The following is an 11,129-nucleotide window of genomic DNA, read 5'->3' as shown; positions in this document are numbered from 1 at the left end:
ACCAACGCCAAGATCGGTGTGGGCCTGCAATACGAGATCAACCCCTCCTGGCTGGTCCGAGGCGAGGTCGAGCGCTACCGCATCCATGACACCGTGGGCGACCATGGCAACGTCAATGTCTACAGCCTCAGCATGGTGTTCCCGTTCGACCGCATGTCCCGGCCTGCGCCGCGTGTGGCGGCCGCCCCGATCTACCAGGCCCCTGCACCGGCACCCGCTCCTGTCGTGCCGCCTCCCGCACCCGCCCCCCGCCCCGAGCCCACGCCGCCTCAGCGCCTGAGCCTGTCGGCGGAATCCGTGTTCACCTTTGATCGATCCGAACTCAGAGCCGAAGGCAAAAGCGCGCTGGACACCTTCGCCAGCGGTCTGAGCGGAGCGCAATACAGCGAGGTGATCGTGGAAGGCCACACCGACCGTCTGGGCTCCGAAGCCTACAACCAGACCCTGTCCGAGCAGCGCGCCGAAGCCGTCAAGGCCCACCTGGTGTCCTCGGGACGCCTGGACCCCGCCCGGATCTCCGCAGTGGGCAAGGGCGAGTTGGAGCCGGTCACCAAGCCCCAGGACTGCCAGGGCAACAAGCGCAGCGTCGCTCTGCTGGCCTGCCTGCAGCCTGATCGCCGCGTCGACATCCACGTGACCGCCACCCGTTGATCACCCCCACCCGGCAACAGGAGAGATGCTCATGAACGCCCCCACGACCGCAGGCCCTTGCTGGAGCACCGCCTCCTTTGGTGCGCCCGTGAGCACGACCGCCACCGAACTGAGCGAGCTGGCGCAGCACCTCCAGCGATGCCGGCAACTGAGTGGTCGCTGGCTGCTCGTTCGGTGCGGCGTCGACGCCATCCACCGCTTCATGGCCGCGCGTCTGGTGACCACGCTGGTGTTGATCGCCCTGCTCGGGGGGACGAGCCTGCTCGTGTCGTGAGGCATGGCGAGATCACGACTGCTGGACCTCATCCCCGATGCCCCACAGGGCCTGCAAGATTTCCTGGACGGCCATCGTGGCCCTCTGGAGCCGCCCATACGGTCAGAGATCTTCGGCCTGCAACGCTTCGCGCAGCATGGCCACAGCCTGGGCGCCACCCACCGCACCGACCGGAAGACCCCGCGCAACAACACCTTCTTTCCCAGGCTGCAGCACAACATCCAGGCCTTGCGTGCAGCCCACCAGTACATTGGCACGCAAGCGGCCACCGGCTACGACATCAGCCCGGCCGGAGAGTGGTTGCTGGACAACTTTCATCTGATCGAAGCGCAGTTGCGCGAGATCCATGAGGGCCTGCCACGCAGCTACTTCCGCAGCCTGCCTGTCCTGCAGGATGCGCCCCTGGCGGGACTGCCCCGCATCTACGGCGTCGCCTGGGCCTTCGTGGCCCACACCGACGGCGCCTTCGACGACGAACTGCTCATGCGCTTCCTGGGCGCCTATCAGGAAAGCTGCGAGCTGAACCTCAGCGAGATGTGGGCGCTGCCCACGACCTTGCGCGTCGTGCTCATCGACAATCTCAGGCGGCTGGGCGAGCGGGTGGCCACCCAGAAGGCCGCACGCGAAGCGGCCAATCTGTGCTGCGACCACATCGAGACCTTCACCCCACGCGTGCTCGATGATCTGCTGGCCCTGGTCAACGAACGCGGTGTCGGGCCGGTCTTTCTGGCGCAGATGGCCCAGCGGCTGCAGGACCGCCGAGCCATCGGCCATGACTGCCATCACGACTGGCTGCACAAGGTGTTGCCTGACCCGGGCGCCAGCCAGGCCCAGTACAGCGCCGACCTGGCTGCGGACAACCTCAGCGTCAGCAATGCCGTGACCTCGCTGCGCGAAATCGGCGATGCCGACTGGCCCGACATCGTGGCCCGCACCAGCGTGCTGATGCAGTTGATGCTGACCTCGCCCTTGTTTGCGGCGGAGCACGTCGGCACCCGTGACCAGACACTGCATGGCATCGAGTCGCTGGCCCACACCACCGGCTGCAGCGAATTGCGCGTGGCGCGCACCCTGATCCAGCTGATGCATCCCGAGCAAGGCAGCGGCGTGCCGACGGCCGTGGCCAGCCACTGGCTGCACGGCCCGGGTCGACCGGCGCTGTTGCAGGCCCTGGGGGCCCGCGCACCCAAAGGGGCATGGTGGCCCGCCGTGCGTTACCGCCTGGCCCTGCCGGTCTACCTGGCCACCCTGACGCTGGTCACCATCGGGCTGGTCGCGGCCCTGCTGCGGCACTCGGGACACAAGGCACCGGGCTGGGCGTGGCTTGGCGCCCTGCTGATGGTCTTCCCGGCATCGGAGGCCGTCGTGGCGGTGATCAACCGCCTGATCAGTGAATCAGCGCGACCCCATCACCTGCCCCGCCTGGCACTGCCCACCGGCATCCCCGACGAGCACCGTGTGCTGGTGGTCATTCCGGCCCTGGTGACCAGCATCGAGTCCACATCTCAGTTGGCCCATCGCCTGCTGCTGCATTACCTGGCCAATCCCGAGCGCCATGCCCAGTTCGCCCTGCTGACGGACTGGAGCGATGCGCCCGCCAAACATGCCGAGTCCGACAAGGCCCTGCTGTCTCACGCCCGCGCCCAGATCCGCCAACTCAATGAGCGTTACCCCACTGCGGCCACTGATCTCTCCGGTGCGCCCCGGTTCATCGTGCTGCACCGTGAACGGCTGTTCAGCCACTCCGAACAACGCTGGATCGGCTGGGAGCGCAAGCGGGGCAAGCTGGAGCAGTTGATGGCCGTGCTGGCCCAGGAGCACCTGCGCTCCACCCTGTTCATCGACCTGGGCCGCGAATCGCGCCTGGCCGGCCGCACGCCCTATGTCGTCACACTCGACAGCGACACCCAATTGCCGCCGGGTCGACTGAGGGATCTGGTCGGTGTCGCTGCACACCCCCAGAACCAGCCCACCCTGGACGCCGGCCGCCGCACCGTGGTGAGCGGGTACGCCATCTTGCAGCCGCGCATCGACACGCCCCTGCCCATGCCGCGTGACTTCACGCTCTACCACTGGCTGTTCGCCGGGCAGTGCGGGATCGATCCCTACAGCGCCGCCAGCTCGGACGTCTACCAGGATCTGTTTCAGGAAGGCAGCTTCACCGGCAAGGGGCTGCTGCATGTCCAGGCCCTGCATGCCGTGCTCTCGCGTCGCCTGCCCGAGGGGCAGGTCTTGAGCCATGACCTGCTGGAAGGGGCCATGGCACGCTGCGCCGCCGTCTCCGACATCTCGGTCATCGAAGATGCCCCGGTCCATGCCGATGTGGCGGCTGCCCGGATCCACCGCTGGACCCGTGGCGACTGGCAGCTCCTACCCTTTGTGCTGCATCCCCGGCGGCACCGTCTGAACGTGATCAACGTCTGGAAGATGGTTGACAACCTGCGCCGCTCCCTGGTGGCCCCCATGTCCCTGGTCCTGTTGCTCGCCGCCGCGCTCGGTCACATCGTGTCGCCCGTTGCTGCGCTGTCGCTGGTGATCGCCGCCTTTTCGGTGGGCCCGCTGATGGGCGCCATCGCAGGCCTCTTTTCCAGCCGTGACGATCTGGCCTGGCGGCACTTCTACCGTCATGCCGGCACGGAACTGGCACGTGCCCTGTGGGGTGGCCTGTGGCTCATGTCGCAACTGCTGGCACAGGCCATGATGTCGATGGACGCGATCGCCCGTGCGCTCTATCGACTGACCATCAGCCGTCGACATCTGCTGCAGTGGACCACCGCGGCCGCCGTGCAAGCCTCGGCCGGCAGCACCTTCCCCGCCGCGCTGCGGCAGCACTGGCGCAAACCCGCGCTGGCCCTGACGCTGCTGGCCGCCCTGCTCCTGTGTGGCGCCGATCATCCGGTGCTGGCCACCGTGCTGAGCCTGCTGTGGGCGGCATCGCCGCTGTGGACCTGGTGGGTCAGCCGTCCCTGCCCGGTACGTCAGGAGCACACGATGCTCCCGCAGGAGCGTGCCTACCTGGACACCATCGCCCGAGATACGTGGCGCTTCTTCGAGCGATGCGTCGATGCGCAGAACCACCATCTGCCCCCCGACAATCTGCAGACGACGCCCCATGACATGGTGGCGCACCGCACCTCCCCCACCAACATCGGCCTGTACATGCTGAGCGTGGCCTGCGCCCGCCGCTTCGGCTGGATCGGCACACAGGATCTGCTCCAGCGCCTGGAGGCCACCCTGGCCACGCTGGACACCCTGCAGCGCCATCGAGGGCACTTCCTCAATTGGTATGACACCCTCACCGGCGCTCCCTTGCTGCCCATGTATGTGTCCACGGTGGACAGTGGCAACCTGAGCAGCCACCTGCTCGCCACGGCGCAGGCCTGCCGGGCCCTGGCTGCCCACCCTTACGACGACACCGCGAACCAGCAGGCCCTGCGCACCGCCCGGGAGCGCATTGCCCCGGGGCTGGACGCCCGCCACACACTGACGCCCGATGCACGCAACGCCCTCCGCTGGGGCCTGGCCGATCACCGGCACACCCGCCGGTCTGCCCGACGGGACCAGGACGCCCGGGGCATGGACCCCATGGCCGCCCACCTGCTGGCGAGCCAGGCCCTGCTTGCCGTGGCTCGCCACTGTGAACAGCTGGCATGGCAAGCGGACTTCAGTTTCCTGCATCACCCCAAACGACACCTGTTCCACATCGGTTTTCGCGTGGCCGAGCAACAGCTCGATGGGGGCTTCTACGATCTGCTGGCCTCCGAATCACGCGTGACCAGCCTGGTGGCCATGGCCAAGGGCGATGTGCCTGTCCGCCACTGGGCCTCACTGGGACGCCCCTTCTACGCCAACGGGGCCCAGGCCGGACTGCGTTCATGGTCCGGCTCCATGTTCGAGTACCTGATGCCGCAACTGGTTCTGGACGAACCCTATGGTGGCGCCTTGCACGGCGCCTGTCTGGTGGCACTGCAGGAACAGATCGCCTTCACACGGGGACGAGGCCTGCCCTGGGGCATCTCCGAATCGGCGTATGCCGGCCACGATCACACCCTGGCCTACCAGTACGCGCCACAGGGCGTGCCTCGCCTGGCCCTGCGCAGAACACCGGCAGACGAACTGGTGATCGCCCCCTATGCCACGGCCCTGGCCGCCCAGCTCTCGCCCCACGAGGCTGCCCGCAACTTCACCGCCCTCCAGGCGCTGTCCGCCCGGGGTCGCTATGGCTTCATCGAGGCGCTGGACTTCTCTCCCACCCGACAGACCGGTGGTGATCGCTTCACGCCGGTGAACACCTTCATGGCCCACCATCAAGGCATGAGCATCGTGGCGCTGACCAACGTGCTGCATGACGGTGTCGTGCGCCGCTGGGGCATGGCCAACGCCCACATCGAGGCCATGAGCTCGCTGCTGCACGAACGCTCGCCGCGTGAGGTCTCCACCTTGTACGACCCGCCGGCGGGCCCGCCACTGCCCACCCTGCAAGCGCATGCGCCCGGCTTCCTGCGCGAGATCGTGCCCGGTGTCTGCGCCATCGAGCCCACCCACCTGCTCTCCAATGGCCGCTACAACGTCTCGCTGCGCGCCAATGGCGCGGGCTGGAGTCGCTGGGGGCAGATCGGCCTGAGCCGCTGGCGGGACGACGCCTTGCGCGATGCCCATGGCAGCTTCTTCTACGTGCGCTGGGACCGGCAGCCCGCGCTGGTGTCCATCAGTCAGCACCCCGCGCCAGACCCCACGGCCCACTATCAGAGCACCTTCCACGCCGATCGCGTGTGCCTGGATGCCCTCTGGCCCGAACTGCAGTCGCACACCACCATCTGGGTCAGCCCCGAAGACGACATCGAGTTCCGCCAGGTCGAGTTGCGCAACCTGAGCGATCGCCCCCTGGACATCGAGCTGATGTCCGCCTTTGACGTCACCTTGAACGACCCCGTGGCCGACGAGGCTCACCCCGCCTTCACCAACCTCTTCGTGCAAGCCCGATGGCTGGCACGGCACCAGGCCCTGGTGTTTGAACGCACGCCCCGGCTGCCCACCGAGCGCGGCCTGCGGCTGGCCCACTTTGTCGCCGAGCTCGACCCTCAGGTGATCTCGGTGCGCTACCAGACGGACCGCCAGGACTGGATCGGACGCCACCGCGACGCCAGCCAGCCCCAGGGCCACACCCGCCCCCTGCCAGACACCGATGAGGCCCAGGACACGGCGCTCGATACCGGTCTGGATCCGGTCTGCGTCCTGGCGGTCCACCTGCGCATCGCGCCGCACGCCAAGGCTCAGTTGACCTTCGCCACCGCCGTCAGTGACCATGGCGACACCTTGCTGGCCGTGGTCGACAAATACCGCCAGCACAACCATGTGCAGCGCGCCTCGCTGATGTCGGCCACGCTGGCGGGCATCCGCCTGCGCGCCCTGCGCATCAGCAACAAGACCTTCGCGGCAGCCCAGACACTGACCACCGCCCTGACCTTGACCTTGACGCGCTCGCCCGGACGGGTGCCCCACCTCGAAGGCGAACAGGCGGCAGGCTGCGACCGGCGCGCCCTGTGGCGATTCGGGATCTCCGGTGAGCGCCCCATCATCGTCGTGACGATCGATGTGATGCAGGGGCTGGGCCTGCTGCGCGCCCTCATCCAGGCACTGCGCCTGTGGTCCTGGTGCGATCTGGCCTGCGATCTGGTGGTGGTGAACAAGGAGCCCGCGTCCTATCTCATGGCCCTGCACCGTGAGCTCCTGGCCTTGCGCGAACGCCACATGGTGGACAGCGCCACACAGGGCCACCCCTCCAACGCCCACCTCCACATGCTGCGCGTGGAAGACCTCTCCCGGGACGAACTGCGTACCTTGAGCAGCCTGGCACGCGTCCGCCTCCACGCCGATGGTCGACCGCTTCCCATGCATGTGCACGAGTGGGCGCAATTGCACGAGCAGGCCTTCGATGCCCGACACGACACCTCGCGGGTGCCCGTCGCGTCGACCTGGAGTTTGTCGGCGGCCAGCTCTGCACCCGTCGGCACCTTCGAGCCAGACTCCGGCGCCTTCGTCTTCGAGGTCAATGCACACTCTCGCCCGACCCGACCGTGGATCAACGTGCTGTCCAACCCCGACTTCGGCACCCAGCTCTCCGAGACGGGTGGCGGCTACACCTGGGCCCTCAACAGCCGCCTCAACCAACTCACGGCCTGGTCCAATGATCCGGTGATGGACACGCCTGCCGAGAGTTTCCTGATCCAGGACCTCATGAGCATGCGGGTCTGGAGCGTGACCCCCTCCATCTGTGCCGACGACGGCATCGCCTACCGCGTCACCCATGGACAAGGCCACAGCCACATCCGCCACCGCCGCGACGATCTGGACATCACCGCAAGCTGGTGCGTCGATGCAGCCAGCTCGGTCAAGCAGGTCTCGCTGCATCTCATCAACCTGGGCGGCAAACCGCGGCATCTGCGCCTCATCGGCATGGTCGAATGGATGATGGGATCGCGCCGTGCCGACCGCGCCACCGTGGACACGGCGATGCACCGCCAGCGCCTGCCAGGCCGGCAACTCACGACCCTGCTGTGCACGCAGCGTGAATGCGCGGGCGGCTTCGGTCAGGGCACGGCCTTCCTGGCCCTGGCGCGCGAGCCCGATGACGAGGACGACTGGACCTGTGACCGACGCGAGTTCTTCGATGCACGCGGCCAGAGGGTGCTGCCCGATGTCCTGGGGCAACACAGCGGCGCCGGGCTGGATCCCTGCGCGGCACTGTCGACACGGGTGAGCCTGGCCCCGGGCGAGCGGGCCAGCAAGGTCTTCCTGCTGGGCTATGGCCGTGACATCGATGCCGCCCGCCTGCTCGCAGGCCAGGCCGCCGACATCGCACCCCGACAACGCCTGGACGCCGTCCAGGCGCTCTGGGCAACCTGGCTGGGTGCCACCACGGTGAAGACGCCCGACCCCCTGTTCGATGCGCTGGTGAACCATTGGCTGCTCTACCAGCTCATCTCCTGCCGACTCTGGAGCAAAAGTGGCTTCTATCAGGCCGGGGGGGCGACCGGCTTTCGGGATCAGTTGCAAGACAGCATGGCCCTGGCCTGGGCGGCCCCATCGATGCTGCGCCAGCAGATCCTGCGCGGCGCATCGCGGCAGTTCACCGAAGGCGATGTCCAGCACTGGTGGCATGCCCCCCACGGTGCGGGCGTGCGCACCCACTCGTCAGACGACCTCCTGTGGCTGCCGTTGGCCTGCGTGCACTATCTGCGAGCCACGGGCGATGCCCACCTGCTTGACGAACCGGTGCCCTTTCTCACGGGCTTGCCCATCCCGGCTGGCGCGGAAGACATCTACGACACCCCCGCCATCAGCGCTGAACACGCCTCGGTCTACGAGCACGCTGCACGCACCATCGACCGCAGCCTGGCGGTGGGCCTCCACGGCCTGCCCCTGATGGGCAGCGGCGACTGGAACGACGGCATGAACCGCGTCGGCCACCTGGGGCACGGCGAGTCGGTCTGGCTGGGTTGGTTCCTCTGCAAGATCGTGGCCGACTTTGCCCCACTGGCACGTGCGCGCGGCGAGATCCCTCGCGCGCAGCGGTGGGAGCAGGCGGCGCAAGGCTGGCGAGCCGCGCTGAACGGCACCGCCTGGGATGGCGAATGGTTCACCCGGGCCTACTTCGACAACGGTCAACCCCTGGGCTCCCAAACCCAGCCCGAGGCCCGCATCGACCTGATCGCCCAGGCCTGGGCGGTGCTGTCGGGTGCGGCCTTGCCTGCACTGCAACAGGCCGCGCTCACCGCCATGGATGCCATGCTGGTCGACCAGGACGCCGGTCTGATCAAGCTGCTCGATCCGCCGCTTCAGCAGGCACAACCGAGCGCAGGCTACATCCAGGCCTATCCACCGGGCGTGCGCGAAAACGGCGGGCAATACACCCATGCCGGCGTCTGGGCCCTGATGGCCCAGGCCGAACTGGCCCGGCTCACACCCGGCGCCAGTGCGGCCGGCGACACGGTCTACCGCTACTTCACCTACCTCAGCCCCGCCCATCGGGCGCAGCACCCTCGCCATGGCGCCGTGTACGGCATCGAGCCCTACGCAGTGGCCGGTGATGTCTACACCCACGAGCCCTACATCGGACGGGGCGGCTGGAGCTGGTACACCGGTGCTGCGGGCTGGCTGCATCGCGCGGCCATCGAGTCCATGTTCGGGCTGCAGATCGACGCCCAGACCCTGTCCTTCTCTCCCTGCCTGCCCTCCCATTGGTACGAAGCGGAACTGACCCTCCGACGCGAGCAGCGCACCATGCACTTCATCCTGATCCGCGCCAAGGCCGCCCAGGCGCTGGCCGACACCGCCGACCGCCAGGCCCTGTTGCTGCGCCCCGGTCAGCCCATCCGCTGGCCCGACCTGGGGCCGCACACCTGCTTCGTGATGGCCCTGCTCAAAGACTAGGAGGTCGCCACCGAACAGTGACGACCTCCTGGCCAGGAACACGGGAGCGTCTGCAGCGCTCAGCGCGGCATGATCACGCCACCGTCATCGGACAGCACGATCTCCACCCGACGATTGAGCTGGCGCCCACCCGAGCTGTCGTTGTCCGCCACCGCATGGTCTTCACCATAGCCCCGGACGCTCACGCGTGCGCTGTCCACGCCCCGCGTCAGCAGCGCCTGCCGCACCGCTTCAGCGCGGCGCTCGGACAAGGCCTGGTTGTGGTCCGCCGACCCCACGCTGTCCGTGAACCCCTCCACCAGGGCCGTGCGCTGCGGGAAGTTCTTGAGGAAGGTCGCCAGCTTGTCGACCTCCTGCAGCCCGTTGGCCTTGAGCTGCACGCGGTTGGTGTCAAAGAACACATCGCCGAAGGTGACCACCATGCCGCGATCCGTCTGACGCGCATTCATGGCCTTGAGCTGCGCTTCCAGCTCCAGCGTGCGTGTCTGGGCCTGCACCGTCTGCCGCTGTGACTCCTGCGACTGCAAGGTGGCGGCATCGGCGCTGCGCTGCGCCTTGTCCGCCTCCTCGGTGCGCGCGGCCAGACGCACCTGATCGCGGGCCGTGTCGGCGTTCGTCACCGCGCGCTCGGCGGCGCGCTGCTTGCCGGACTCCTGGGCAATGGCCACGCGCTGGCGGGCCAGGTAGGCCAGATGATCGACATCCGCGGTGCCGTCGCGGCGCGCAGACGCTTCATTCGCCTTGCGCAGGGCATCCCCCGCCAGCGCCAGCTCATCACCGGCCATGTCACGCACCTGGGGCGTGTCCCGCGCCTGCCGGTACTCGGCACGCGCGCTGTCGAGCATCACATTGTTAGGCGGCGTGGTGTTGCAGCCGCTCAGCGCCGCGATGGCCGCCAGGGCCAGAAGGGTCATGGCGGTGGGTCGTGTATGGATCATGGTGAACTCCGGTTGGGTATCAAGGCTTACTTGCTTTTGCGGTCAAGTTCTTCACGCAAGACCCGTCGGCCCTCACGCAACTCGTCAGCGGCACGCTGCGCCTTGGTGGCCCGCGCCTTGACCTCGGCCAGCAGGGCATCGACCTGCGCCTCCTCCGCCAGCCGCAAGGCCTGATCGAACTCGCGGGCCGTCATGGCTGCATTGGCGCGCACCAGCTTGTCGCGGGCCGCGGCCATCTCGGTCGGCGCCATCTCGGCGCCTCCAGCGCTCGATGCGTGGTTCAGCGCCGCCTCGGTCACCGCGATCTGGGCCGTCGAGGCCGCCGGTGGGGTGCTGGCGCAGCCTGTCGTGGTGGCCACGACCGCCAGGGTCAACAGCCATGCCAGGTGCTGGCCACGGAGGCTGCCGATCAAGGGGTGGTGATGGGAATGGATGTTCATGGGGTGTCCCCAGTTCATTGAGTGGAAAGGACAGACTGAGCCCAAAACACCCTGGGGTCGGTGCGGTGGCGTACAGATGCCCTGGCCCGATGAGTCCACAGTCGGTTGATCCATCCAACGGAGCAACTCCATGAACACACCTCGCATCCTTCACCCCCTCGTGGCCGTCATGACGGCCCTGGCCCTGATCAGCACCACCGGCTGCGCCGTCACGCGCGGGCAGGAAACCATGGGCGCCTATGTCGATGACTCGGCCATCACGGCGGCCGTCAAGGGCCGCTTCATCGACAACAAGGACGTGGATGCGGCCAGTATCCGGGTCGAAACGCTCAATGGCACCGTCATGCTGTCCGGTTTCGCCAAAAACGCCACCGAAAAGAACACCGCTGAGCG

General features: G+C 67.8%; 6 protein-coding genes. 4 read left to right on the top strand and 2 right to left on the bottom strand.

What is annotated here, in order from left to right:
• The 3 genes from VFW84_RS14855 to VFW84_RS14845 all read left to right on the top strand — a co-directional run.
• Positions 1–651: OmpA family protein (locus tag VFW84_RS14855; RefSeq protein WP_329681242.1), on the top strand; the 651-nt coding region annotated here is incomplete at its 5' end.
• A 31-nt stretch (positions 652–682) separates the two neighbouring features.
• Positions 683–925: a hypothetical protein gene (locus tag VFW84_RS14850; RefSeq protein WP_329681241.1), complete on the top strand. Its 243-nt coding sequence runs from the start codon at positions 683–685 to the stop codon at positions 923–925.
• 3 nt (positions 926–928) lie between these two features.
• Positions 929–9,358: a GH36-type glycosyl hydrolase domain-containing protein gene (locus VFW84_RS14845; protein WP_329681240.1), complete on the top strand. Its 8,430-nt coding sequence runs from the start codon at positions 929–931 to the stop codon at positions 9,356–9,358.
• Between the two features lie 59 nt (positions 9,359–9,417).
• Here the strand turns inward: VFW84_RS14845 and VFW84_RS14840 are convergent, their stop codons facing one another.
• Positions 9,418–10,296, bottom strand: coding sequence for an OmpA family protein (locus VFW84_RS14840; protein ID WP_329681239.1), 879 nt, complete (start codon positions 10,294–10,296; stop codon positions 9,418–9,420).
• Positions 10,297–10,322: 26 nt separating this feature from the next.
• Positions 10,323–10,736 carry a DUF4398 domain-containing protein gene (locus VFW84_RS14835; protein ID WP_329681238.1) on the bottom strand — a complete coding sequence of 138 codons (414 nt, stop codon included), beginning with the start codon at positions 10,734–10,736 and terminating at the stop codon, positions 10,323–10,325.
• 169 nt (positions 10,737–10,905) lie between these two features.
• On the opposite strand from VFW84_RS14835, the gene VFW84_RS14830 reads away from it, so the two are divergent.
• Positions 10,906–11,129 (top strand): BON domain-containing protein (locus VFW84_RS14830; protein WP_414639010.1); only part of this gene is annotated, 224 nt, incomplete at its 3' end.

This window comes from Aquabacterium sp. (assembly GCF_036279655.1).
Lineage (GTDB): Bacteria > Pseudomonadota > Gammaproteobacteria > Burkholderiales > Burkholderiaceae_C > Aquabacterium.
This window is presented reverse-complemented; position numbering and strand designations above follow the sequence as displayed.

Excerpts from the sequence above, each read along its gene's own strand:
- VFW84_RS14835 (WP_329681238.1), bottom strand. The coding sequence starts at position 10,736 with ATGAACATCCATTCCCATCACCACCCCTTGATCGGCAGCCTCCGTGGC.
- VFW84_RS14840 (WP_329681239.1), bottom strand. The coding sequence starts at position 10,296 with ATGATCCATACACGACCCACCGCCATGACCCTTCTGGCCCTGGCGGCC.
- VFW84_RS14845 (WP_329681240.1), top strand. The coding sequence starts at position 929 with ATGGCGAGATCACGACTGCTGGACCTCATCCCCGATGCCCCACAGGGC.
- VFW84_RS14850 (WP_329681241.1), top strand. The coding sequence starts at position 683 with ATGAACGCCCCCACGACCGCAGGCCCTTGCTGGAGCACCGCCTCCTTT.